This window comes from Planctomycetota bacterium (assembly GCA_016207825.1).
Classification (GTDB): Bacteria; Planctomycetota; MHYJ01; order JACQXL01; family JACQZI01; genus JACQZI01.
Window position 1 is genome coordinate 30,223 of sequence record JACQZI010000038.1, and the last position, 25,848, is coordinate 56,070.

Annotated in this window: 25 protein-coding genes; 10 read left to right on the forward strand and 15 right to left on the reverse strand. The window is 47.5% G+C overall.

Going from position 1 to position 25,848, the window contains the following annotated elements; translation table 11 throughout:
* Nucleotides 1-142: 142 nt before the first annotated feature.
* The 9 genes from HY811_11645 to HY811_11685 all read right to left on the reverse strand — a co-directional run bounded on the left by HY811_11645 (nucleotide 143) and on the right by HY811_11685 (nucleotide 7,569).
* Complete coding sequence (locus HY811_11645; GenBank protein MBI4835454.1) at nucleotides 143-1,240, reverse strand: terpene cyclase/mutase family protein; 1,098 nt, start codon at nucleotides 1,238-1,240, stop codon at nucleotides 143-145.
* A 713-nt stretch (nucleotides 1,241-1,953) separates the two neighbouring features.
* Nucleotides 1,954-2,100, reverse strand: coding sequence for a hypothetical protein (locus tag HY811_11650; GenBank protein MBI4835455.1), 147 nt, complete (start codon nucleotides 2,098-2,100; stop codon nucleotides 1,954-1,956).
* 340 nt (nucleotides 2,101-2,440) lie between these two features.
* Nucleotides 2,441-3,307 carry a hypothetical protein gene (locus HY811_11655; GenBank protein ID MBI4835456.1) on the reverse strand — a complete coding sequence of 289 codons (867 nt, stop codon included), beginning with the start codon at nucleotides 3,305-3,307 and terminating at the stop codon, nucleotides 2,441-2,443.
* Nucleotides 3,308-3,362: 55 nt separating this feature from the next.
* Nucleotides 3,363-4,067 (reverse strand): hypothetical protein, encoded by a 705-nt coding sequence (locus HY811_11660; protein ID MBI4835457.1) that lies wholly within the window; start codon nucleotides 4,065-4,067, stop codon nucleotides 3,363-3,365.
* 58 nt (nucleotides 4,068-4,125) lie between these two features.
* Nucleotides 4,126-4,665 (reverse strand): hypothetical protein, encoded by a 540-nt coding sequence (locus HY811_11665; protein ID MBI4835458.1) that lies wholly within the window; start codon nucleotides 4,663-4,665, stop codon nucleotides 4,126-4,128.
* Nucleotides 4,666-4,940: 275 nt separating this feature from the next.
* Nucleotides 4,941-6,002 (reverse strand): HEAT repeat domain-containing protein, encoded by a 1,062-nt coding sequence (locus tag HY811_11670; protein ID MBI4835459.1) that lies wholly within the window; start codon nucleotides 6,000-6,002, stop codon nucleotides 4,941-4,943.
* Nucleotides 5,999-6,601, reverse strand: a complete 603-nt coding sequence (locus HY811_11675) for a cyclodeaminase/cyclohydrolase family protein (GenBank protein MBI4835460.1) — start codon at nucleotides 6,599-6,601, stop codon at nucleotides 5,999-6,001. Before HY811_11675 ends, HY811_11670 begins: the two co-directional genes overlap by 4 nt.
* 11 nt (nucleotides 6,602-6,612) lie before the next feature.
* Complete coding sequence (gene scpB / locus HY811_11680) at nucleotides 6,613-7,131, reverse strand: SMC-Scp complex subunit ScpB (GenBank protein MBI4835461.1); 519 nt, start codon at nucleotides 7,129-7,131, stop codon at nucleotides 6,613-6,615.
* A gap of 159 nt (nucleotides 7,132-7,290) precedes the next feature.
* Complete coding sequence (locus HY811_11685; protein ID MBI4835462.1) at nucleotides 7,291-7,569, reverse strand: RNA-binding protein; 279 nt, start codon at nucleotides 7,567-7,569, stop codon at nucleotides 7,291-7,293.
* A gap of 249 nt (nucleotides 7,570-7,818) precedes the next feature.
* Between HY811_11685 and HY811_11690 the strand changes: the two genes are divergently transcribed.
* Nucleotides 7,819-8,454 carry a nucleoside monophosphate kinase gene (locus HY811_11690; GenBank protein ID MBI4835463.1) on the forward strand — a complete coding sequence of 212 codons (636 nt, stop codon included), beginning with the start codon at nucleotides 7,819-7,821 and terminating at the stop codon, nucleotides 8,452-8,454.
* A 117-nt stretch (nucleotides 8,455-8,571) separates the two neighbouring features.
* The gene (locus HY811_11695; GenBank protein MBI4835464.1) at nucleotides 8,572-9,606 is read left to right on the forward strand and encodes a hypothetical protein; all 1,035 of its coding nucleotides are present in this window, start codon (nucleotides 8,572-8,574) and stop codon (nucleotides 9,604-9,606) included.
* Between the two features lie 47 nt (nucleotides 9,607-9,653).
* On the opposite strand, the gene HY811_11700 is transcribed toward HY811_11695, so the two are convergent.
* Nucleotides 9,654-11,435 carry a TIGR03960 family B12-binding radical SAM protein gene (locus HY811_11700; GenBank protein ID MBI4835465.1) on the reverse strand — a complete coding sequence of 594 codons (1,782 nt, stop codon included), beginning with the start codon at nucleotides 11,433-11,435 and terminating at the stop codon, nucleotides 9,654-9,656.
* 141 nt (nucleotides 11,436-11,576) lie between these two features.
* Here HY811_11700 and HY811_11705 point away from each other — a divergent pair, with 141 nt between their 5' ends.
* From HY811_11705 to HY811_11740, 8 genes are read left to right on the forward strand one after another with little or no spacing between them, the layout of a single operon-like run.
* Nucleotides 11,577-12,059, forward strand: coding sequence for an NAD(P)H-dependent oxidoreductase (locus HY811_11705; protein ID MBI4835466.1), 483 nt, complete (start codon nucleotides 11,577-11,579; stop codon nucleotides 12,057-12,059).
* Nucleotides 12,060-12,073: 14 nt separating this feature from the next.
* Nucleotides 12,074-14,689 (forward strand): zinc-dependent metalloprotease, encoded by a 2,616-nt coding sequence (locus tag HY811_11710; protein MBI4835467.1) that lies wholly within the window; start codon nucleotides 12,074-12,076, stop codon nucleotides 14,687-14,689.
* Nucleotides 14,641-15,465: a DNA repair protein RecO gene (gene recO, locus HY811_11715; protein MBI4835468.1), complete on the forward strand. Its 825-nt coding sequence runs from the start codon at nucleotides 14,641-14,643 to the stop codon at nucleotides 15,463-15,465. The genes HY811_11710 and recO overlap by 49 nt, the downstream gene beginning before the upstream one ends.
* A complete protein-coding gene (gene bamD / locus HY811_11720) occupies nucleotides 15,404-16,345 on the forward strand; it encodes an outer membrane protein assembly factor BamD (protein MBI4835469.1) in 942 nt (313 codons plus the stop codon). The genes recO and bamD overlap by 62 nt, the downstream gene beginning before the upstream one ends.
* 28 nt (nucleotides 16,346-16,373) lie before the next feature.
* Nucleotides 16,374-16,967, forward strand: coding sequence for an LptE family protein (locus HY811_11725; GenBank protein ID MBI4835470.1), 594 nt, complete (start codon nucleotides 16,374-16,376; stop codon nucleotides 16,965-16,967).
* Nucleotides 16,968-16,987: 20 nt separating this feature from the next.
* On the forward strand, nucleotides 16,988-18,973 hold the full coding sequence (locus HY811_11730) for an ATP-dependent metallopeptidase FtsH/Yme1/Tma family protein (GenBank protein ID MBI4835471.1): 1,986 nt from the start codon (nucleotides 16,988-16,990) through the stop codon (nucleotides 18,971-18,973).
* An 11-nt stretch (nucleotides 18,974-18,984) separates the two neighbouring features.
* Nucleotides 18,985-20,202, forward strand: a complete 1,218-nt coding sequence (locus HY811_11735) for an NPCBM/NEW2 domain-containing protein (protein ID MBI4835472.1) — start codon at nucleotides 18,985-18,987, stop codon at nucleotides 20,200-20,202.
* On the forward strand, nucleotides 20,199-21,062 hold the full coding sequence (locus HY811_11740; protein MBI4835473.1) for a ComF family protein: 864 nt from the start codon (nucleotides 20,199-20,201) through the stop codon (nucleotides 21,060-21,062). Before HY811_11735 ends, HY811_11740 begins: the two co-directional genes overlap by 4 nt.
* A 961-nt stretch (nucleotides 21,063-22,023) precedes the next feature.
* Here the strand turns inward: HY811_11740 and HY811_11745 are convergent.
* The 5 genes from HY811_11745 to HY811_11765 all read right to left on the reverse strand — a co-directional run bounded on the left by HY811_11745 (nucleotide 22,024) and on the right by HY811_11765 (nucleotide 25,776).
* Nucleotides 22,024-22,326: a hypothetical protein gene (locus tag HY811_11745; GenBank protein ID MBI4835474.1), complete on the reverse strand. Its 303-nt coding sequence runs from the start codon at nucleotides 22,324-22,326 to the stop codon at nucleotides 22,024-22,026.
* 33 nt (nucleotides 22,327-22,359) lie between these two features.
* A complete protein-coding gene (locus tag HY811_11750; protein MBI4835475.1) occupies nucleotides 22,360-23,151 on the reverse strand; it encodes a type III pantothenate kinase in 792 nt (263 codons plus the stop codon).
* A gap of 65 nt (nucleotides 23,152-23,216) precedes the next feature.
* The gene (locus HY811_11755; protein MBI4835476.1) at nucleotides 23,217-23,597 is read right to left on the reverse strand and encodes a four helix bundle protein; all 381 of its coding nucleotides are present in this window, start codon (nucleotides 23,595-23,597) and stop codon (nucleotides 23,217-23,219) included.
* 142 nt (nucleotides 23,598-23,739) lie between these two features.
* Complete coding sequence (locus HY811_11760) at nucleotides 23,740-24,708, reverse strand: ABC transporter permease subunit (protein ID MBI4835477.1); 969 nt, start codon at nucleotides 24,706-24,708, stop codon at nucleotides 23,740-23,742.
* A 123-nt stretch (nucleotides 24,709-24,831) separates the two neighbouring features.
* Nucleotides 24,832-25,776 (reverse strand): ABC transporter ATP-binding protein, encoded by a 945-nt coding sequence (locus tag HY811_11765; protein ID MBI4835478.1) that lies wholly within the window; start codon nucleotides 25,774-25,776, stop codon nucleotides 24,832-24,834.
* Nucleotides 25,777-25,848: the final 72 nt, after the last annotated feature.

Sequence of the window (25,848 nt, forward strand, 5' to 3'; positions counted from 1 at the left end):
GGAAAGAAAAGTCAACAAAAAGCGGATTGAGTCTTCAAATTTCACAAGTAATCGTTTGGCGGGACTATGTTAACCTTCCCTTTAACCAATTAACTAATCACTAATTAACTCATTGCCCCTTACTACTGTCTACTTCCCTTAATTATTGCCCTTCAGCCCCGCGTCCGCCTTCCTGGAAAATAGGCAGGTATCGGTAAGGCAACTGGAGAGTCAACATCGCAAAGGCGGAATAGATGCCGCCGTAGGCGTCATTCGTCCAGAGCCCTTCATTTGTCTGTTGTTTGATTAATTCTTCGCGGATAGCGGCATACCAGCGAACCCAATCCGCTCCGCCATATTGATAAATGGCCAGCGAGGAATAAAAACAGGTATAAAGATACCAAGAAGTCCAGCCCTGGTCGTTCGGGTTTTTCCCGCCCAAAAACGGCGCGGAAGCCAGGAGGTTCTGTATGCCTTTTTTATACTTATCTTCATTATATAAATCCATCGCGCCCATCATATACATCCCGGCTCCTGTCAGGGCGGAAGAGCGATGCCCTCCTCCCCGGCTGCCATAATTATACTGGTACCAGCCATCCGCCGTGGTCATCTCCTGGATATACTTTTTCGCCTTGTTGATAGTCCCGGAATTAACCCAGATACCGGCATTGCGGGCGGCGCGCAGGGCGGTAATCTGCATAATGGCCACTGCACCGGAGCCGTCATCCGTCGCCTGTGCATCGGGAGCGGTATTCCATCCGCCAAACTGGTTCTGGCTGTTTTCTAAAAGATGCACGGCCTTTTTCAGGGCGTCATGCACTTCTTCATATAATGTCTCGTCTTCAAGCATCCCGAATGATTCGGAAAGGAAGAGCGTCGAATAACCGTGCCCGTACATACCGGATTGCGTATCGGAGCCGGCAATGAACCCGTTTTTTAACTGGCTGCCGATAATATATTTAAGCGCCCGGCGGATGTTTTCACTATATTTGCCTCGATGCGGTGTATGGCCTGAAGCCAGCCAGGTCAAGCCGGCCAAACTGGTGGCGGCAACTGGATACCCGCCGCCCAGGCTGCCGTTTTTGAGTTGATGGTCGGCAAAATATTTCAATCCCTTATCAATCGCCTGGATAGCCTGCGTGGTAATTTCGGGCTGGTTACTGTTTTTATTAACCGCCTCATTAACGTTCTCGGCGCCGATAGTAAATAGGGGAATCAAACCCAGCAATAATATCCAAGAATAGACAAGATGTTTTTTCATCAACTCTATTTTAGGAAAATTCCACCCTAAGTCAACAAAATAATTGACTACATCCCTATTGCAATATATTAAGAGCATCTAACAAAATAAATTTCTAATGCCTAAACCGTCACCATGGTCCAGACTTGCTACTGGATTCCCGCCTTTGCGGGAATGACTCCATTCTGGGACTCCCGATTATCGGGTGTACCCGAATCCCGCCCCAGCGGGAGGAACGGGGCTCACTACTTCTCCCAGTCCCTCCAATAGGCAGTCATCATTGAAGGCATTCTCAAATTCGCTATGTTCGAAGTTTGCGGCTCCTTGATGTCAGCGTGATATCACCGCGTGACTAAATTTCGTTACAGAGGGGGGAGCATCCGTTAGAAGGGTGGACTATAACCGTTAGAGGCAGGGAGAGTAACCGTTAGAAGCGGGGAGTATCACCGTTAGAGGCGGGGGATTCTTCCACTTAAGATAGGGAGTATATCCGTTGGAGGGGTGGACTACAACCGTTAGAGGATCGGGTAATAACCGTTATAGGCGGGGAGTATTACCGTTAGAAACGGGGGATTCTTCCATTTAAGATAGGGAGTATATCCGTTAGAGACGGGGAGAGGTAAGGTTAGAGGCGGGGGGAGGTAGTCCCCCCTCTTTATTACTCCTTAATTTTCCTGGGGTTAGAATTTCGCTTAAATTGCTTTTTCAATGTCGCCAGACGCTGGTAAAGCGCCTCAGTCGTGCGATTCAGTATTGCCGCGGCCTTTTTTATATCCTAATCGCAGGCGAAAAAGACGCCTAACCAGTGCATGGCCGTCGAATCCGGCATGCCCAAACGGTAAAATATCCGCATAGACAATATTATTATCCGTGTCAATCATCTAGTTCGGTAACTTTTCCCATTTAGCATCGGTCTGCATCATAACGGTACATCACCAGCGTCGCCTCCGAAATGGAATTATTAGCATTTATCATCATCCGTATATTTAATGCAAAGCCTGGCAGGTTTTATAAGCGTCGCGCTGTTTAATAAGATAATAGTAGAGGCGGAAACCACGAATAATCGGGACCTTCAGCCGTATGGGGTAGGATATCCCGGAATGGGGCATTTCGGGGTTTTCCCTGAAGGGACACCCGACGGTACGCCCCACGTGCGGCGCTGACAGCCGAGGGGCTAATTAGAAGTCTCCGTAGGAGTGTTTTTATCGTAGATGCTGGGCGTTACTTCATTTCGTGGGCGGGTGGCTGTTCCACTTCGCCTTGTTCCGGAGACGCCTCATTATTAGAATTGCCGGTAGGGAATCCCGCTCCGCTTTGCTCCGGGAACGCACCATCTTTAAGATTGTCGGTAGGTGCGGGCTCATACGTCTGGTCTATCCTGGGAACAAGGGCACGAACTATTTTATCTATGGCGAACCTTAATTGCCTGCCGGCGGCGGATTGGTCTATCTTTACCGCGCCTTTGGTATCAATATAATACCTATTCATCCCAAAGCGGAAACTGCTTGCCTTTTCCTCGCGCCGTATTTCGCCCGTTCCGGCGAAAAGGATTTCCGCTGTATCAGTCCGGATTATCCGCGCGTCCACCGCCATGAATATGGAGAGGATATAGGTTTTCTTACCGACTTCCAAAGCAGGCATCTTATTTATCGAAGGGAGCCCGACAGCAGTCCCGGACTGCGTTTCCTTTATCTCAAAATCCGTGATGGCGCCGGTGAGTATCAGGTCCACTCCCAAAATTTTTCCCGCCTTAACCGCGGTTTCCGTGTCAACAATGCCTTCCATCTTCTGCTCGACAAGGAGCGCGTCCAGCCGCTCGCGTTCGACCACTACGAAACGCCCGGTATTCACCAGAAGCGTCGTGGCAATATCCACCGAGATTGAACCGAGGTCGGAATTGGTATGAGTCTGGTTGGTTTTATCCTTGAAAGGGATTACGGCAATGCGCTTTTTGACAAATCCTTCCGGAGGCGGTGAGTACGTGCCCACCAGTGTTTTATCCTCCCTGAATTCGCTTGACACCTCGGTCGTAGCGCAACCGGAAACAATAACAAACGCAATAAGGGAAACAATGATTATGTATTTCATAGGATTATCCACCACCCAGGATTATTTTCACGGCGCGGGATAAGTTTTGCCAGAATTATCTGGAGAATTCCTTATCCACCTGAGGGATTATTTCCTTAAGCATATCATCCAGGGCCATACGCATCTGCTTGCCCGCAACAGATTGTTCCAGCCGGACATAGCCGCCCGGAGCTATGCCTAAAATACCGGTGGATGTCACGTCTTCGTTACGACTGATTTCACCCGAGCCGGCGGCAACGATTTCCCCGCTGGTCGCATCGATAATGCGGCCGTCCACAGCGAGTTCAATATGGAGTTTTTGCATCTTGACTCCGCCGACAAGGAAAAACGTCCCGCTTTTGGTTTCCTTGACTTCCCAGTTGGTTACGGAGCCGAGGAAAATATACTGTGCGCCCAGCATTTTACCCAATCTCACGGCGGTTTCACCATCAATCAAGCCTTTGTCCGCCAGCCCCTGTTCCGCGATAAGGGCATCAATACGCTCCCGCTCGATTATCCTGAACCTGCCCGTATTAAACGCGAGTGTCGTCAGCTGGTCAACGGCAATATTGCCGACTTGCCCCTTTATGGGACTATTTACGGTTTTATCCTTGAATTCGATTATGGCGACACGCTTAGGCTGGAAATTCGCGGGTGGCGGCGCGAATTTCGTGATGGGGGTTTCATCGGATGAATACGAGGAAGACACCCCTGTCGTCCCGCACCCAACCATCGTTATCAAGGCTCCCGCCAACAACAGCATGAGGCTTAGCTTTTTCATAATTTTCCCCCTTTCTTGTCCCCCGATTAACATCGGTGAGATTTACATTATATGTATATTATATCTCGAAATCAAAAAGCTTGGCAAACTGGTCTTTCAAGCCGGTTAATTCCTCGTCCGTAATAGCCATCTCAGGAACTTCATAAATTTTCCCGTCCGGAATCCGTTCGAAAACCAGATACGGCTGATTATCCCCGCCCGCCAGTGAGGCAGGCTTAACGATATTTTCCTTTATTTTCAGTATCTTTCTCCTCAAGAGCACGAGCGAAAAGAGATAAATAATCTTCGGGCGCAGCGCCTCATCAACCTCAACAGGCTTATCCTGGACGGGAGCAATGAGGTTTTCAAAGAATTCCACCAGTATTTCGCGCGGGGTTTTAGGCTGTATTTTCTTCGTTACCTGTGTGCGCCAGAAAGAGAAAACGCCCTGGGATTTGCTTTCCCAGCAGGCGCCGCAGTAATCATTGCGCAAGAACTGTTCCGCCGATTTCTTTGTTTCATCAAGCAACAAAGCCGAAAAAAGGTATTCCCCTTCCGCCACCGGCTTAGTGCAGGAAGAACATATTTTCTTTCCTTTTCCGAATTCCCAATCCGCCATATTTCAACGCCTTCTTTAGCAAGCAAATTAAGTCCCGTTCCTTCCGTCGGGGGTACCCCCTATTATATCGAATACCCGCAGGGGACAGCTAATACAGCTGATTTAAAACAATTATTAGTCTTTTACCTTCTGCTTAATCCGCCCTCTACGAGGAATCCCTATTTATCGGGTGTCCCCGAATCCCGCCCCGTTCCACGGGACCCCGATTATTGGGAGTCCCCGAAGGGGGCAAAGCGGGAGGAGCGGGGCTAAATCAGCTTACAGGATATTTATTATTATTCCAGATATTTATCCTTGTTTTCCGCCCACCATCTTTTCCACACTTCCGGCCGGCCACCCAGGCGCTTGCCGGTAATCTGGTTAAGAGAAACAAGCGCCGCGTCGATAAGTTCCGGCTTATCGGTGCGGTCAAGAAGGCTTATAAGCGTGGGCAAGCAAGCCAGGTCCCTGATAAGCCCCAGCGCCTTGATGCTGTTCTGCTTGACGAAATCATCCGGGTCGTTCAATCCTTTTATGACATAATCATAAGATCTGTCATCCACGAATTTACCGAGCGACAGGGCGGCTTCTGCCCTGACCTGCCAGCGCGCATCTTTCAGCATCATTTCCCCAAGCTTATCAATCCAGTAATCCATGCCTGATTCACCCAGGGAATCTATCATCGTCAGTGAAACGGTCAGCGAAGAGTCGGGGGAATTTATTATATCCATCACCGCGCCTTCGGCAATACCGCCCATTTCCGCAATTGATAAAGTAAGTTGGCGGATAATATCCGCATTCTTGATTGATTTAAGGACCATCAGAGCCGGCTTTAAAACAGCTTTTCCCGATGAGCTGATTTGCTCTCTTGCCCACGTATGTATAACCATATCCGTGGCTAAAAATTTATATGTCAAAAGCTGGACCATGGCGATCAGGGCTTCGGGTCCCAGCTGGACCAGCGCCTGGCGCGCCTTGTTCCATTCGGAAAGCGAGGGTATTTCAAACCGCTCAAGTGCCTTGATTGTTTTCCCTTCCCTGACCAAAGCATCACGCGCCGCATCGGCAATACGCTTATCGGAATTCGTTAAATCAGACATTAAATGGGCCAGGTGCACAGGCATGGTCAGCTGTTTCAATCCTTCCTGGGCCTTTTTCCTTTCTTCCGAAGATTCGCTGCCGAGCAATATGAATAAATCAGCGGCATATTTCGCCCGTTTTGCATCGGAAAGGATAAACGGCGTGGTGAGAATCGCTTCAGGCGGCGTTTCCGAGGCAACCGGTTTTTCAGGCGGAGCCGAACATCCGCCCAAAACCAGCACCAAACAAACTAACGCCAAAGAAATATGCATCCTCATAAATAATCTTTTAACTCGTTAAGAAGCGTATTCTGCCGGTTGATTAATTCTTTTACTTCTTTTTCCGTTTTTGCGATTACGGCCTTATCCTTGATAGAAACGAAATTGGCATTTACGTTCATCAGGCAGCCGTTGAATGCGGACTGGCTCAATAATATCGCTACGCCGAAATCGCTTTTTACATTCAGGTTAAACTTAAGGCAATCCCCTATTCCTTTAAGGCATTCAAGGTTTTCAAGGACGGCCCGCATCCCTTTTAAAGGAACATCCATTGCACCAATTAGTGCAGATTGTATTTTTTTACTGCGCAATGTTTTCTCTTTTTCCATTTCCTTAGGGTTTTTATAAGCATTCATCACGCTTTCATAAGCTAGGCAGTCTTTTTCCGAAAGACTTAAAAGCTCCCGGCTTTTCTTACGGAAAAACCCGCTGGCTTTTTTAAGAAGCTTTGCCTGCTCTGCAGGGGATTTTTTGATAATGATATCGCAAACCATTTTACCCAATGCCGAAGCCATCGCCCCGGCAAATGCGGAAGCATTACCCCCGCCCGGCACGGCATTTGACGAGCCCAATAAATCCAGGTATTTCTGTAACGGCATTGGGGGATATTTCATTTTAATTCGACCGGTTTAGGCAGATCCTGAAGGGAATTAAGACCGAGCAATTCCAGAAACTTGGGGGCGGTGCCGTAAAGAATCGGATGGCCCAATTCCTCGGAACGGCCGGCCATTTTAACCAGCCCTTTTTCCATAAGCGCCCTGACAATGGCGCTGGAATCCACACCGCGAATAGATTCTATCTCAGCCCGGATAACCGGCTGTTTATAGGCGATGATGGATAAAACCTCCATGGCGGCATTGGAAAGCTTGGTTTCCTCGCGCTGGATATTAAGTTTGGCAAGCCACTCTCGGTAATCCGGCTTGGTGCGCATCTGGAATCCGCCGGCAATTTCCTGGATAAAAAACGCCCTGTTCTGCGCCTCGTATTCCTTATTAAGTTCGCTTATCGCCTCCTTAACCGCGGGAAGCGCTACATCGCCGATGACATTTTTAATCTTGTTGGCGGGCAGGGATTCTTCAGTGGCAAAGAGCAAGGCTTCTACGATTTTCTTGACTTCAAAAAGTTCCATAAGACGTTATAAAACTAAAATCGCCCTGTTTTGTCAAATGAATAATAATTTTATTTGGGCTTTCCGGGCAAGGGCGTCTAAATTACGGACAGGGAATCCCCCGAAAGGGTTCGCGGGGTATTTATTATTCGGGCGGCTCGTATTAGCTAAACGGCCGGATTAATATCTTTTTCCGAAATCTTTTCTCGGACCGCCGCCGCCTTCTCTGGGCGGGCGGGCTTCATCAATTCTCATCTGGCGTCCTTTGAATTCCTGCCCGTCAAGAGCGGCTTTCGCGGCTTCGGCTTCTGCCGGAGAACCCATCTCAACAAAACCGAATCCCTTGCCCTGTATGATATTGACGCTGTTGACTGTTCCATGCGCCGTAAAAAGGCCCTTTAGTTCTTCGTTAGTCACCTCGTAGCTGAGGTTTCCTACATATAATTTATTCCCTTGCATGAGAAAACTCCTTCTTATTAACAACTTATTCGGGAAACAACTTAAACAGGACCGGTTAAATTACCCGCCTCCTTTCGCTTTAACCGGGTTATGTTCAATTCCCTTTTCTTTTTAGGAGTATAACAAAGAGGATTCCCTGTGTCAAGAAGATTTTCCAGGAACAGCCAAATTAATTTGTAATCGGGAAGCGCCCGGAATTCTTAATTATTTTGACATGGCGCAGGGCGAATCGTAAAATTCCCCGATATTATGGCTGCCCATCCAAAGAAACAAAATGCCATCCTGCTCATCGGACCAACCGGTTCCGGCAAAACACCGCTAGGGAATTTCATGGAAAAGAAAAGCTGGCAAGGCCGGCGATGCCGCCACTTCGATTTCGGAGAAAACCTGCGCCGTATCGCCGTCGGCAGATCATCTTCCATGTTCAACAGGAAAGAAACTGCTTTTATCCGCGATATACTCTCTTCGGGCGCGCTTTTAAAGGATAAAGATTTTCTCGTTGCCGCCAAGACATTGAAATATTTCATAAAAAAGAAACGCGTCAAACCGGATGATTTCATTATCCTGAACGGGCTGCCCCGCCATACCGGGCAAGCAAAAGTAATGGCAAAAACGGTTGATATCAAAATGCTGATTAGCCTTGTTTCATCGCCGGAAACTATCCTTAAAAGAATAAAAACCAATGCCGGCGGAGACAGGAAAGGGAGAACGGATGATAATATAGAATCTGTAGCTAAAAAACTGGAGCTATTCAGGAAGCACACAGTCTCATTAATTGAATATTACCGTAAACTGGGCGTAAAAATCGCTTCGGTTACCGTATCCGCACGCACCAAACCTAAAAACATACTGAACACCCTGGAACAGGAACAAAACCGGCTATAAAATAATAATTAAGAAAAAATAATTATTTGCAAAACTTTTGCCTGTTTTAGGTGTATTATATATAAGAGAGAATTATATACCAATATAACCCCATCTTCAAATAAGGAGGAGACGTTTATGAATAAAAACATGCTGTTAGGGAAAAAGTGCTGGATAGCCCTGATTGCGGTTACTTTGTTTGCACTAGTTTTAACTGAAGCCAATCTGTTTGCGGAAAATAAAGACCCGGCGGCCGGGAACAACGGGAACGTACCTCCTCTCCCACCGCGCGAGGAGAAGAAACAAAACCAGCAAAACAAGCAAAACCCACCGGTTAAAACAGATATGAAAGAAGTGGATGTTAAATGGCGCACGGATAAGCTTAAAGAAGCGTTTGAACTGGCGCGCAAGGAAAACAAATTCCTGTTCATTTATTTTATATTTTCGGAATTGGACAAATGCCCTCCTATTTATGACGGGAAAATATCTGCCTATTCAAGGGACAAAGCCGTGTTTATCAAAATCCATGTTGAAACGGTAAAAGGCGAAATCAAAAATAAAAATATAGCCGAATTCTTTGAAAGGTATCAACTGGAAAAAGAAGGCGTTGCCGTGGTGCTGGACCAGCATCGTAATTTTATTGCAAAGCTGCCAGTCCCTGCCGCCAATAGCAAACTGCTTGCTTTGCTGGAAAAATCGGAACAAGCAATCGAGGAAACAGGAAAAAACCTCAAAAAACAGTGGGAAAAAGCAGTTAAGCTCAAGAAAGGCGACAATAAAAAAGAACTGATCAGAGAACTAAACAAAATCATCCAAACCAATCAGCATGGATACGAGGAGTTCGCCAATGCAAAAAAAGAGCTTGAAACGCTGAATGAACCGTTTAAAACACGGCTAAAAGAAATAATCAAGCAATATATTGTAAACGGAAAAGACAAAGAAGATACCATAAAAGAAACTATTGAACAGATGGAAATGCTGATTAAAGACTGCAAGGAACTGCCTGCGGAAGCCGATATACAAAACGCAATCGCCAAAATAAAAAAAGGAGAAGCCTTCCCCGATGAAGAAAAAGAAGCAGAAGAAAGCAAAGTAAAAGCGGAAGAAAAAGAAGCTCCTCCTGAAATTAATATTGACGATTTATTGGAAGAACCTGCCGCGGACGACATGTAACGCGTTAAAAGAAAAGACGGTTTATCTTTCCGGAGTGATAAAAGCACCTAGTTGCTTATAACAGCTGCCCCTAAAGCGTCTTCGTACTCTTTCAAAAACCTTTGCGGAGAGATTCCGCTTTCAATCACCGACCACGGCAGTATTTCATCGGGCTTCCTAGGGCGGCGGGCATAATCATCCATCGAAAAACCGTTTTTATTAAACGCCTCCTCCCACAAGGCAAAGTTAAAAGCTTCATCCCAGGAATCAAACCGGCATCCTGACTTCCATACATCCAGGATGACTTTTCCCAGTTTCCTGTCTCCGCGCGCCATGGCGCCTTCTAAAACGTTGCGCGACCCGTCGTGGAATTTTAATTTTATCTTATTGGAACGGACGAGGGTTTTTATCAATTGCTGTTTGGCTTGTATTGCCTCTATCGAATCCATCGCCACCCACTGAAAAGCCGTATGCGGCTTGGGAGTAAAAGGCGATATTGTTACATTTATATTGCCTGCCCAGCCAGTGGCTTCTTTTCCCATCAGGGATGATTTATTAATCATTTCAGATAGCATCTTGATATCTTCCTCTGTTTCGCCTGGTAACCCAATCATAAAATACAGCTTTATCAGATTCCAGCCGTTTTTATATGCCGACTTGATGGCTTCAAATAAATCTTCATCCCCTATCGGCTTATCGATAGTCCGGCGCAAACGTGTAGAACCGGCTTCCGGCGCCATGGTAAAACCTTCCTTGCGCACCGCGGACATTATTGCAGGCAGATTCCTTAATTGTTCATCTATATGTAAGGAAGGCAAAGAAATGCTTACCTTCCGTGCCCTGAAACGGGCGTTCAGGCGGGTCAAAAGCTCGGGTAGCCAGGGATAATCACCGCTTGATAAGGAAAGAAGAGAGATTTCATCATAACCCGTGCTTTTGTATGTCTCCTCCGCCAGGTTTACCAGCGTCTCAACCGAACGATAACGCACGGGAGATTTTATCGTATTCGATATGCAAAACCTGCAGCTGTGCGGGCAACCCCTCATTATTTCCAGGTTGATTCTGTCATGCACGGCTTCGGCAAAGGGAATAACCGGGTTGGTCGGGTAAAAGGCATTGTCCAAATCTTCCAGCACCGCCTTCTTGATGGTCGGCGGAATATCATTATCTTTTGGTTTTATTGAAGCAACTGTCCCGTCCGCATTATATATAACATCATAAAGGCATGGTGCGTATAATGCCGGCACCCTTTTTACGAGCATCTTTATCATTTCATACCGGTTTTTCAGGTGTACCTTTTTCAGCAATAAAAATTCATCGCATAATTTTGGCAGGATATCCTCTCCATCCCCTATTACGAATATATCTATAAAATCAGACATGGGTTCGGGATTAAATACCGCCGGGCCGCCGGCGATGACAAGCGGGTCTTCAATACGGCGCTCGGCGCTTTTCAAGGGAATTCCGCCCAGATGAAGCATATTGAGCGTGTTGGTATAACACAATTCATGCTGCAGGGAAAACCCGATGATGTCAAATTCCTTGATCGGCGTATGAGTCTCCAGCGAATAAAGCGGGATATTATTCCCCTTCAACACCTTTTCCATATCCTTCCACGGGGTAAAAACACGCTCGGCAGCCATATCGGGATTCTTGTTGATTATCCCGTAAAGAATCTGGATACCCAGGTGCGACATGCCTATTTTATATGTATCAGGAAAAGCAAGCAATAATTTCAGCCTGACAGAAGAATGATCCTTCACAATGGAATTAACCTCACCGCCGATATATTGCGAAGGATGCTGTGCGTTCAGCAATAACGGTTCAATTTGTTTCCAGACGGATGACATATCCTTACTATAAATATATTACGTTGATTAGTCAACAATAAAAATTCAAGGCTGCTCGTGGAGAAAGTTATTTTCTTTTATTTTGCTTTTCATAGCGTTTTCTATTAAAATCACCCTGCTTATAAAATAAAGGATAATATCATGCAAATCCTGGTAATGTATTATTCAAGGAGCGGCAACACTAAAAAACTGTCTGAGGAAATCGCGCGCGGCGTAAAAGAAGTCGACGGCGTTTCCTGCCTGGTTAAATCCGTTTCGGAAGTGACCAAGGAAGATTTTCTGGAGTCGGATGGAATCATTGCCGGCTCTCCGGTATATTTCGGGACGATGGCTGCCGAGATGAAAGCGGTGTTCGATAAATTCGTCTCCGTAAGGAGAAAGATGGAGAATAAAATCGGCGCGGCATTCGCCACAGCGGGAGATTCGACAGGCGGAAAAGAAACAACCCTTATGTCCATCTTCCAGGCAATGTTGATATACGGGATGATTATCGCGGGTGACCCTCTGGATGCCACGGGCCATTATGGGGTGGCTTGTACCGGCGCACCGGATACCAGGACTTCGGAAAATGCCGCCAAACTCGGTAAACGTGTCGCCCTGCTCGTAAAAAAGATAAAATCTTAGAAATGGAGTAAACCATGAAAAAGATATTTTTCCTCCTGCTGTCAATCGCGGCTTTATTCGCCTATCTAGGATGCAACTCTACCGATGCGGGAACCGAAAATCCTGCCCAAAAAGAAGAATCCAAAGACAAGGAAAAACCGTTTGCCGAAGTTATCAAGGACTATACCCCCATTACAGGCTGTTTCAATATCTATTACAAAGCAGATGAAGGCAAGGCGTTCCTGGAAATAAAACCGGAACAATTTGATAATATTTACCTGTGTTCCATCGTCCGCGAATCCGGCGACGGCGGATTCTTCGATTCCGCCTCCATGGAAGACAGTTTCCCGTTTATCTTCAGGAAAGTAAATAAAACCATCCAATTCATCCATAAGAACGTTTATTACACGGCGGATAAATCGTCGCCGTTTTATAAAGCCATCGAGCGCGGGGTAAGCGATTCCTTGATGGGCTCGGCTAAAATAGAATCCGCGCCCCACCCGGAAACAAAAGGAATCCTAATCGACCTGGGCAATCTTTTCCTGCAGGATTTCCCCCTTGTCTCATTTATTTTAAGCGAGTATGCCAAGCAAGATTATTCGTTCGACCGCGAGAACAGTTATTTCGCATCGCTTAAATCATTCTCGCGGAACACGGAAATCTCCGTTATCATGACCTTCCGGAGCGGACGGCCCAAATGGGAAAATTCGGCTCTACCCGATGCGCGCGGTATGACCCTGCGTTACCATTACAGCCTGAGCGCACTGCCGGAAACCGGTTATACACCGCGCCTGGCAGATGACCGGATCGGGCATTTCATCACGATGTTCCAGGATTACACCACGGTCCTTAAAGATACACCTTATATCCGCTACGTTGAAAGATGGCGACTGGAAAAAGCCGCTCCCGACGCCGAGCTTTCTTCGCCCAAACAGCCGATAGTTTTCTGGATGGAAAAAACTATCCCTACCGAATTCCGCGAAGCAGTCAAAAAGGGTATTTTGCTGTGGAATAATGCTTTCGAGAAAATCGGAATCAAGGATGCGATAGAAGTACGCCAGCAACCGGATGACGCGGACTGGGATCCGGCCGATATTCGTTATAATACTATCTGCTGGATACTTAAACCAAGAAACGGTTATGCCGTCGGTCCGAGTCAGGCTAATCCGCTTACCGGCGAAATTTACGCGGCCGATATCAGGATTAGCGCAGATATCGTGCGCTCCACTTTCCTACAAATGGAAGAACTCATTGAGCCGGTGCAAAATAAATCCAAGCATAACCGGCATCATCAATGCGATTATGGAAACGGGTTGAATTTCCAGGCGGCTTTCGGATTAGCACTCCTTAATTCACGTGGCTCTGTCTCGCCGGATGACCCTGAAATAAAAAAATTCATAAATGATTATATTACGGACCTGGTAGTCCACGAAGTCGGCCATACTCTCGGTTTAAGGCACAATTTCAAGGCAAGTTCAATAAGAAAAATCAAAGAACTACATGACGCCTGTATTACCGAAAAATACGGCTACAGCGGCTCTGTAATGGATTACATGCCGATAAATATCGCCCCCAAAGGAATTAACCAGGGTGCTTACTGGCAAACCGAATTAGGTTATTATGATTACTGGGCAATTGAATACGCCTACAAACCACTTGATGCCAAAACTCTGGATGAGGAAAAAAAAGAACTGGATAAAATCGCCTCGCGCCTGGGGGAAAACGACCTGTCTTACGGCACGGATGAAGACTCCTTCGGATTCAGCCCGGAAGGCGTTGACCCGCTGTGCAACCAGTGGGATTTAAGCGACGACCCGATTACCTTTTTCCGGCTCAGGATAGAACTGGTCAAAGAATTATGGAAGAATATCGCCGAAGGTAAATTCGCCGAGCCGGGCATGCGTTATACGAAAATGAGGAACGCCTTTGCCGCCGGCTTCGGCGCTTATTCCGTTGCCGGATTATGCGCCTCCAAGTTTATCGGGGGGCTTTATTTCCGGCGCGACCATGCAGGCGACCCGGATAACCGCCTGCCTTTTGAACCGGTCTCCGCAGAAGAACAAAGAGCCGCCATCGCCTTCCTGCGGGAATATATCTTCGCCCCGGACGCTTTTTCCTTCCCGGCCGAATTATTAAACAAACTCTCGCCGGAAAGGTTTCCCCAGTTTGAACATTCCAACCAAAAAATCGATTTTCCCATACATGCCTCCGTCCTGAATGTCCAGAAACCGGTGCTCGAACGGATTTACCACCCCATGGTCTTGCAACGGATAATCGATACCCAGTTGAAATATAAGGAAAACCAGGATGTATTTACACTGGCTGAATTATTTGCCAGGATGAGGGACGCCATCTGGTCTGAATTGCTGGTAAAATCCAACCTGCCTGCCGAAGCCTCGGCACAGGCAGGTATCAATTCATTCCGCCGCGCCCTGCAAAAAGAACACCTTGAAAAACTAATACAGCTGGCCGTCAAGCCTCCTGAAAGTATCCCCTCTGATGCCACGGCGCTTGCCCGCGCCGACCTGGTGGCGCTGGATTCGGAAATGGCCAAGCTCCTAAATGACACAATAGATATTACCACCAAGGCGCACTTGGAAGAATGCCGTGCGCTCATCGCCGGCGCTTTGAAAGCCGGCTACCAGAGATAAAAATGGATTACCGCAAAACGCAGGGGATCGTTATCAGGGTCATGGACTACCGCGAAAGCAGCCAGATTGTCACCATCTACACGCGCGATTACGGCAAAGTAACCCTCATGGCGCGCGGTAGCAGGAGGCAAAGGAAGGATATGGACGGACCTTTTGACCTTTTGACGTACTGCGAGGTGGTTTATATCTCCAACCCGCTTAAACAGATGAATATCTTGACCGGCAGCAAAATTTATGATAATTTCAGTGCTTTGCGTAATACTTACGGGAAGCACCTGTATGGCTGGATGGTGGCGGAAATGCTGAATGAAATTACCCCGCCGGAAGATTCCAATCGGTCTTTATTCAGCCTGGCCAAGGCTACTCTTAGGAATATGTGCAAAACCCCGCTCCCCGAAAGCGTTCGGGGCGGTGAACCGTCCGGGGTAAAAGGCGATGACGAAACACTGAAACTCTTGTTCTTTAATTTTCAGGTTCATGCCCTGAAACACCTGGGATACCTTTCGGCAAAAAACCTGAAAACAACTTCGTTTCCCCGGGGAATAATTTCCCGGAATGATTCCCGTGGCGTATTTGCGCTGGTCGAAAACCTGTTAAAGGCCAAAACCCCGCTGGGGCACCTGAAACTTTCCAGGGAAATGCTGACCAAGCTTTACGGGTTTCTGGATAAGTATATTTCGTGTATTACCGGGCGCCAATTGAAAGTAAGGATGTATGATGAAAACAAAGTTATACTTGGCACTGCTTTGTGCAATAACCGCGCTGGCAATATGTAACGGCTGTTCCGGGAGCAAAACGTTCCTGGTATCGGAATCCGAACCGCCCTCGCCGGCAATAGAAGCTGAGTATGTAAAAGCCGAGGCATTATTCAATAAAGGCGATAAATCATCGCTTAAAAAAGCCGCTTCCATACTGGAAGATAACCTCCCTATCGCGATTAATTATGACCAGAAGGAAAAAATCGCTTACCTTCAGGCGGAAACTTATTACCGTCTGGGATGGTTTGAAAACGCTCAAGACGCCTATAAGGAATATCTCATCCATTTCACCAAAACCACCCATTTTGACCATGTCCTTGGGCGCCGTTATGAAATCGCCTTTATGTTCATCACCGGTAAAGTAAAACAGAAGCTCTTTGGACTGCGCATCCTTTCCGCCCGGGCCAGAGGCCTTGAAATAGTCCGCGAATTATTAAAGCAATACCCTTACGCGCCGGTTTCCGAAGGCAATCAGCTGGATATGGCCGATTATCTTTACCAGCATAACGATTTGGACGAAGCGCAGACCGAATACGAAAGCTTCATGTCTGCTTTCCCCAAAAGCAAGTTCAAACACGTGGCTTTGTTTAGGTCTGGCGATATTTATCTCCGGCATTATAAAGGACCCCAATACCAGCCGACCGAACTGGAAAAGGCGGAAAAATGTTTCCGGCAATATATGGAAAACTACCCCAAAGAAGAACTCGCCGTCGAGGCCACAAAAAAGCTTGCCTTGATAGATAATCTTAAAGCCGAACGTGAATTCCTCGTCGCCAAATTTTACCTTAAAACCAATCAACCCGACTCGGCGAAAATATACATGGAAGCCATTGTCAGGAATTACCCGGAGACCAAATGGGCGGCCGAAGCTAAAAAGATGTTACCGACAATTAAGTAATCCCCGTTAGAAATACCGGTAATTAAATATGACTGATAACCTTAAAATCAAAACAGCCTTCATAAACCACGGGAAATTTAATCACAAGCCAACTTTTCCTGACGGGGTAACCATGATTAATCTTGCTAAAATAATGACCCTCAGCGCGATTGTTTCTTTTGTCATTGCCGCCGGCTGCGGTTACACGCCGGTTTATTATTCCAAAGGCGTTAAAAATATTGCCGTCCCTATCTTTGACAACCAGACTTTATGGCGCGGGTATGAATTCGAACTGACCAACCTGGTCCAGAACGAAATAATCTCCAAGATGCCCAATTACCGGATAGTCTCCAAAAATAATGACGCGGATATCGTAATTTACGGTACCATCACAAGCCTTTCCAAACCGGTAGTGACGGAAGGCGAGTTGGACCGGACAATCCAGTCCCAATTGGCCATGACTGTAAATATCGTGGTCAGAAACCGGCGTGATTCCAAGGTGCTTTTCCAGGGGAACCGGACCGAAACCGAACCTTTCACCGGGCAAAGGTCGGAAAATGAGGATTCCGCCAAGCGCGCCGTTTATGAAAAACTTGCCCGCTGGGTAACCAACGTGCTGGGAAACCAGGAAGCCCTTAAATAATTTTATAAAGAGGAGTCGAGATGAGCAACGAGCCTAAAAAACCGAAACAAAACCGGATACCGGATGACCCGCCGCGTTCAAGGGGATTTTTATTCTTTATTCTCTTCTTTGGATTGCTTGGATTAATGGTTTACCTTGGTTATAATTTAGTCGGTCCTCAGCCGAAAAAAATCACCTTTCAAGAGCTTTATGAACAGGCAAATAATGGTTGGATAAAAAACATCGTCATAACAGGCTCGGACAAGGTCAAGGAAGCAGGGGGTGAATACAAGGATGGTTTTCCCAAAGGAGAGGATTTCAAGAAATTCAGCACCTATCCGTTCATGGAGATGGAACTCGACAAGGAAATACTCCAGAAACTTTACATCGCGGTCGGCAAGGATAACATCCGTTTTGACCCGGGCAATTCTTTCTGGGAACAGATATTGCTTATCATGATTCCCTGGGTACTGATAATCGGCGTAATCTGGTATCTCTTTTTCCGGCAGATAAGGTCGGCCGACGGCGGCGGCCCTCCGGGTGTATTTTCCTTCGGAAAAAGCCGCGCCCGTTTTGCCTCGCGCGAACAGCGCAAAGTCACCTTTGCCGATGTCGCCGGAATCGAGGATGCCCGTGAAGAAGTCGGTGAAATAATAGAATTCCTTAAAAACCCCAAGAAATTCCAGAAGATAGGCGCCAGAATCCCCCGCGGCGTCCTTCTGGTCGGCCCTCCGGGAACCGGGAAAACGCTCCTGGCAAAAGCCATCGCCGGGGAGGCTAACGTCCCCTTCCTCTCCATGTCCGGCTCGGATTTCGTGGAGATGTTCGTCGGCGTGGGCGCCTCGCGCGTGCGCGATTTATTCAAGCAGGCGAAAAGCAATTCGCCCTGCATCGTCTTCCTTGACGAAATTGATGCCGTCGGCCGCCACCGCGGCAGCGGCTTGGGCGGCGGGCATGATGAGCGCGAACAAACACTTAACGCCATACTCGTTGAAATGGACGGATTCGATACGGATACCAGCATCATTATCATGGCGGCAACCAACCGGCCGGATGTCCTTGACCCGGCGCTTTTGAGACCGGGCAGATTCGACCGCCAAATCGTGCTTGATATGCCGGATGTCAAAGGGCGCGAGGCAATCCTAAAAGTCCACGCGCGCAAAATAAAGCTTGACCCTTCGGTTGACCTTTCTCTTCTGGCAAAAACTACACCCATGTTTTCCGGAGCTGACCTGGAAGCGACCATAAATGAAGCGGCTCTGATGGCGGTTATGAAGAAAAGGGAAACCGCCTTGATGGAAGACCTCGAAGAAGCCCGCGATAAAGTCCGCTGGGGCCGCCAGAAACGCAGCCGCCAGATGGCCGAGGAAGACAAAAAAATCACCGCCTACCACGAAAGCGGGCACGCGGTTGTTTCTTATGTCCTGCCGGAAGTGGAAAATGTCCATAAGGTCACCATCATCCCGCGCGGGATTTCACTGGGTTCGACCATGCTCCTGCCGGAAAAAGACCGTTACCACATGCATAAAAAATATGTCCTGGGAAACATCACCACCCTCTTCGGCGGCAGGGTGGCCGAAGAAACTTTCTGCACGGATATCTCGACCGGTGCCCGTTCGGATATAAAACAAGCCACCGATATGGCGCGGTCTATGGTCACCGAATGGGGAATGAGCGAAAAGCTTGGCCCCATAAGCTATACGGACAGCGAAGAACACCTATTCCTGGGAAGGGAAATCACCCGCTCCAAACCCCACAGCGAAATGACCGCCCAGACAATCGATGATGAAGTAAAATCAATCATCACTTCCTGTTATAACCGCGCCAGGGAAATAATAAACGCAAATAAAGAGGTCTGCGCCAAAATGGCCCAGGCATTATTGAAATACGAGGTTCTGAATACCGAGGACGTGGAAAAGATATTCAAAGGCGCTGATATCAATACGCTCCATGATAACGGGACCGCGCCGGCACCGGCAAAGGCAGAACCGGCCGCTCCAAATGCGCCTGAAATTAAACCAACATAAAGGAATTATTTATGAAAAAGGCATCAGGGTTGGGTTTATTATGCGTCATCCTTTTTACTCTGCCCGCAATCTCGCAAAACACCCCTAAAATCGAAATCTGCGATATGGATAATAACACCATCGCGGCAGACGGCATCTCTATTGATGCCGAAGGCAAATGCCACCTCACCTTAGCCGCGGGCGAACAGATAATCCCTTGCGACTCCGTCTTGGAAATAGTCTTTTCCCAATCCGCGCCCAGGAAATCCGCCGGCTGGGAATTCACACTCACCAATGGAGACACCGTCTGCGGGATAATCAAGGAAGCCTTAAAAGACGGCATCAAGGTGGAATCAGCTCTGCTCGGCGATGTCAACCTGGGATTTGGCTCCTTAAAAGCCCTAAGGAATTTATCCGGTTCCGCCCAGCCTGCTACGGAAAAGCAGGCAGAAGACACCATCCAGTTCTTAAGCGGTGATAGCGACAAAGGCGTCGTCGCGGAAATCACCAAAGATAGCCTGAAGCTGAATTCATCCGTCTATAAAAAGGAAAAGACCTATGCGCTCGACCAGATAGCCCTGGTCACCATCTCCCAGCTTGCACCGCCGCCCGAAGAGCCCAAAGTGATTCTGGCGCTGATTTCCGGTATTGATAACAGCCGGCTGACCGGACAGATTAAAAAGCTGGAAGGCAAAACCGTTTCTTTCTCCGCACCGTATAAATTTAATTCCGCCGGCAATTCAAACGAGCTCGTTATCGCGCTGGATAAAATCTCGCGGATTTCATTCAGGAACCCGAACTGCGTTTACCTTTCGGATATATCGCCCTCATCGGTAAAGGAATACCCAACCTTATATGACCCGGACCACATCATCTTTCCCTGGAATTACCAGAAAGACCGTAACGTCATGAAGACTGGTCCCATCTCAGTGAAAGGCAAGAAATTTTATAAGGGTCTCGGCGTCCACGCCAATTGCGAACTCACTTATAAGCTGGATGGCAAATTCAGGAAATTCATCGCCACTGTCGGGCTGGATGACACCGCGGAAGGCAAAGGCACGGTCCAGTTTGTTGTTTACCTTGACGGCAAAAAGGCCTATGAAAGCAAAGTCATGAAAGGCGACAGCGCTCCGGAAACTATCAATCTCGATACCTCCGGCGCCAAGGAACTGAAACTGGTCCTGAATGACGGGGGCGATTTGCATATCCTCGACCGCGCCGCCTGGGCAGGCGCCAGACTGCTGAAATGAACACAGAGTGTTCACTAAAGAACGAAAAAACTGAAGGACTAAAGAACAAATCGGTTTTTCGGTTTCTCCGTTCTTCCGTTCTTCGACTTTTCCATTCTTCAGTTATTCAGTTCATTCGTTCTTACGTTTTTCAGTCTTCTCTCGACCTCGTCTACCCGCCGTATTGCCTTCGATGCCATAACGCCATCAAGCCCCTGACGCATAGCGCACAACGCGAATTTAATCTTTATCTCTGCCCTGAATGCCTCGGACAAATCACGCCCATTAATGAAAGTAATGTGTGCCTCAAATGCGGGATGTCTCTGGGACCGCACAGCGGGAAAAGGGACAACTGTCCTTCCTGCAATACCATGCATTTCCTCTTTAGCGGAACGTCTGCCTACGGAGAATATAAAGACGCCCTCAAAGATATTATCCTCCTTTACAAATACGGGAAGCAGAAGTTGCTGGCGGAGACTCTGGCAAAGTGTCTGGCTGAACGGCTGGAAAAGGAAAAAGAGATTTTGGGGAAGATTGATATTATCGTGCCGGTGCCCCTGACCAAGGCAAAGGAAAAGCAAAGGGGCTTTAACCAGTGCGAATTGATTGCGGGATATTTGGGGAGGCATTTCGGTAAACCCGTTTCGAAAGGGAGTTTGGTAAGGATAAAAGAAACCCCGGCGCAGGCAAGCCTGTCGAGGGCACAACGGATTGAGAACCTGAAAGACGCCTTTAAGGCCATGGGGGCGGAAGAATTCAAGGGTAAAAATATATTATTGGTGGATGACGTCATGACCACCGGCGCGACCGCGGGCGAGGTCAGCCGCGTCCTAAAACATTCCAATGCCAAAAGCATTTACGTCGCGGTGCTGGCGAGGTAAACCGCAATCCTTATTCCTCATGCCAGAGTAAAGCGATTCAGCTTTAGCCCCTTATTTATTAATATCAAACATATCTCTTATCCGAAGTATTTATTGCGGAAAGAATCATATCAATCTGAACCAAATAAACTTTGGAACGGCTAGAAATTTCGCACCCTGCCGGATAGTCTAAGTTACCCCCCTCTACCCATCCCCCCTATCCCCCCTTCCCTACCCCAATTCGGGGGGAGTAGAAAAACTGGAATAGGGGGTGCGACGGAAAGTGAATTTAGTCAAAATCGAAATGTCAAGGGGAGTTTTAGAAAAGTGTGGCGCATAACACAGGAAAATCAAGCCTTAGCAGGCATGGGAAGTACCTCGGACGTTCCTGAAATCCATTTTTCTTTAATGGGGTATACCGGCTCGCACCATGGAGCATAGTAGTTATTAAGATGGGGTCGGGTAGCTTTTAGAATGGAGTCTGGTAGCTCTTACCTATACGTATTATAGCTTTTAGGATGGGGTCAAGTAGCTTTTACCTATATGTATTATAGCCTTTAGGATGGGGTCAGGTAGCCTTTACCTATACGTATTATAGCCTTTAGGATGGGGTCAAGTAGCTTTTACCTATATGTAGTATAGCTTTTAGAGTGGGGTCAGGTAGCTTTTATAATGGAGTCTGGTAGCCTTTAGGGAGGAGTATACCCACCCCCTCCGGCTGAAACCGCATTTAATTGAGATATAAATCGATATATTGCTTTTCAGGGGAATTGGGTATTGGCTGATTTCCGGAAAAGTGCCCCTTAGATATCAGGAAAATCACCTAATTCTGCGTAATATTAATCTGGAGTCCCCGAATCCCATAGGGATGAGTGGGAAGCCTTAGCAGGCGTGGGAAGCGTCCCCCTTGTCGATGTTTTACTCCCGTCTTAATTCCGGCCATTCGGGACAGCCCTCTAAAGAGGGCGTCCGGATTATAATATTATTTTTGTTCCTCTTCTTTTTTCGTTGGAATATCATTCATAGCCTGCATTGTTTTTAATAAAGGTGCTACCATTTCCGTGAATGATTCAGGGGGCTTGCTTAAGTCCACCCCTTTTATATCAAGTTCTTGAAATACCTTCTTGGCTTGGGGCCAGACTATTGCGATGGCTTCTTTTTCCCGCCTCCGAAACGCCCGGTAGGCGGCTTCGTCAGCATCACGGGAGAATCGCATATATGAATATGCCGATAGTGCCAGGGCGATAATGCTTGCCGCAAACGCGGAAATCGTCAATGCCTTCATCTTTTCCTCCTTTTTGATAATTTGGGACACGTCCTATTTTTTATGATTCCCTGCGCAGTAAGCCAAAACCAGCCCTTCAAGCGTTAAATCGGGCATGATTTCATCTATCCCCTTAAAAGCACCCTTGATAAGTGCGGCATCACCGCCCGTGGCGATAACATAAGGTTTCTTTCCCAACTCCACGGTAATTCTTTCCACCAGATATTTCGTCATGCCCATCCACCCCAAATAAATTCCTGAATTCATGGCTTCTTCGGTATTCTTCCCGATAGCCTTTTTCGCCCTCTTCGGCTTAATCAACGGGAGAAGCGCGCAATCATTGTGCAACGCGCGCGCCATAGTCGCCAGCCCCGCCGCTATCGCTCCTCCCAGGAACTCTCCCCTGGCGGAAACGACATCAAATGTCACGGCTGTCCCGAAATCTATTACCAATGTGAGCTTCTTTTTCTTCTGATACGCCGCAAAGGCGTTGAGTAATCTATCTAAACCAACTTTCCCCGGCTCTTTTACCCGAACCGGCATGGGCACCTTAAAATCCCTGCCTGCCTTCAGGAGTTTCAGGCCGAATGACTTCTTCACCCATTGCGCCAGATACTTTTCCGCCTTTGGGTTAGTGGAGACCATCAAAGCCCGGTCAATCTTCGCGCGGGACAAAGCTTTAAGATGCTTGTTGCGTGATATCTTACCGGCATCCTTGGTAGAAATAATTCCCCTGCCGACCATTTTATTGTCTTTAAATACCGCGATATGGCAGTTGGTGTTGCCGAGACTGATGGTTAAGACTGTTAGGCCGTTAGGACCGTTAGTTCTGTTAGGGTTGTTCATAATGTTAAGACTGTTAATACAGTTAATCAGTTAAGACCGTTTATACCGTTAGTCAGCTAAGATAATTAAGATTTTTCTGCTTTTTGGTATTTTCTTAGATATCTTAAAAATCCGTCTATTAATTGCCTGCCTTTAACACATTCATCATATATCTGGTTAAATTCTTTATCGGTTATATATTTCTGGTCTAAGGCAACGTATAAACAACTCTGGACTTCCGAAGCCGAACGCCTTGAATAAGTAAGGAAACGGATAAACTCCCTGTTTGACTGGCTGGCAAAACCTTCGGCGATATTGGTCATGATTGAAATTGCGGCGCCGGTAATCTGGTCGCGCAACCTGTAATCAGAAGAAAACCTATCTCTCTTGGCTATAGCATAAACATTTTTCACAACAAGCCTTGCCTGTTTCCAGCACTCTAAATCTTCAAAACTGGTTATTTTCATAGCGTTCGTTGTTACTGTTATTACTGTTAAGACCGTTAATTCAGTTAAAGCCGTTAAAACTGTTAACGGTTCAAACCGCCCCAACTGTCTCAACTGACTTAACGGAACCAACCGTCCCAACGGGCTCAACGGTCTAAACGGTCTAAACAAGAATATCTTTTTTCTTCAGCACAATGAGCGACGGAACGGAGAATAAAATAATATAGCCTATCGGAACAAGGGCGCTTTTTGCCACCATGGGCAGCCACTTTTCGAGATATAACGAGGAGTTTTTAATCTCTCCCGTTCCAAATCCGAGGAGCTGGTCAAGCACGGAAAACGCCCAGCTGTCTCCGCTATACGCCTTGGCGAGAGAGGAAAGCTGGTCCAGGTAAAAGACGTCGTAATAGGAAAAGAAATATGTGCCGGCATTATCGAATATGGAAATGATGAAGTAATCCATGATGAGATAAATCAGAATCGCCGCGGCAATCGCCACGCCTACGTTTTCTACCAGCGTGGAAATCAAAAGCCCCAGGAAGATGGTCGTGATAAAGGGCAGGATGACCAGCAAAAATGTGTATATCGTGTAGCGAACCATGAGCGCCAGCTCGCCCTGTTCAAACGGGACATCGCCATAGGTGGGGTTGGTCACCTTGCTGAATCCGTAAACGATATCAACCAAAACAAAGCTCAATAATTCTATTAAGAGGACTATCATCATCGCGACGATGATAAGGGCAAATGCCTTGGAGATAAAGAATTCACTGCGCCTGACCGGCCGGATAAGCATCATCCTGATGGTGCCGGTGGTCATCTCACTGGAGATAGAAAGGCTGGCGCATATCAGGATAAAAATCGTCGCCAGTCCGAACCCGTTCATGCAGGCACGCGTTAAGGGGCCGAAGCCTCCGTCCGGGCGTGACGCCTCGACGGGCTTGGCGGTCTCTTCCAGATTCTCTACTTCACCGCCGCCACTTGAGGTTTTGCCGGACGGCGCGTTCCAAGAGACTTCCCAGAAGATAGAGAAAACCACCACCAGTATGATTAAGAAAAGGGCAATGTAAAATATCCGCTGGCGCATCAGCTTGCCCAGTTCCACTCCGGTCAGGTCTATGATTCGTTTGAACATATATATATTTTTCCCCCTCCCTTAATGGGAGAGGCTAGCCTGCCTGCCGGCAGGCAGGGGGGAGGGTAAAAATCACCCCCACCTTTCCTCCCCCATCAAGGGGGAGGGATTATCCATAAACGCTCACATAAGTCCTATAAAATATTCCTCCAGGGTTTTGCCGGAGGATGTTATTTCCGAAACACGCACCCCATTAGTAACAAGAAGCCCATTAAGCTCGGCCATTTTTTCCTGAGGGCATTCCAGGTGTATTTCGTTTTTGATATCATTAAACGAAGCATTCTTGACCCAATCCATCTTTTCGGCCAATTCAAGCGCCTTGCCGGGAAGGTCTGCTTTAATCCGGATATTCGCGGCGCCTGCCTTGGCAACGAGCTCGGCTATGGCACCCTGAGCGACCATGGCGCCCTGCTTTATAATGCCGACACGGTTGCAGATAAGCTCGATTTCCGATAACAAGTGGCTGGAAATCATGAAGGTTATCTTAAACTCTTTATTCAACCGCTTGATGAGGTTCCTTATATCCACAATGCCCTGCGGGTCAAGCCCATTGGTCGGCTCATCCAGAATAACCATTAAAGGATTGCCGGATGGCGAATGCGGAGTGCGGAGTTGGACAAGAAGCGCCTGCGCGATGCCCAATCTCTGGCGCATACCCTGCGAATAGCCGCGGACATTGTCATTGGCGCGCTTTAAAAGCCCCACCCAATCGAGAACCGTTTCCAAATCGCTCCGCTTAAACTTCAGGCCGCCGATTTTAGAGAGCGTTTTCAGGTTATTATATCCGGAAAGGTAATTATAAAAAGCCGGGATTTCGACCAGCGCGCCGACGGTCTTTTTTATCTCCAGATGCGCTTTCTTGAGTTCCTTATCATAAAACCAAATCTTGCCGGCGGACGGCGCGATTAAAGAAAGGAGCATGCGGATGGTAGTGGTTTTCCCGGCGCCGTTTAAGCCGAGGAATCCATAGATATCACCCTGCCGCACCTCCAGGCTGAGGGAATTCACCGCCTGCAATGAACCGAAGCGCTTGGATAAGCTTTCTGTTTTTAGTATAATCTCTTGCATTCTTCAAACACCAAATCATTTCCGCCTATGTCTCGAGATAGATTCCCGCTACGCGGGAATGACAAAAAGGGC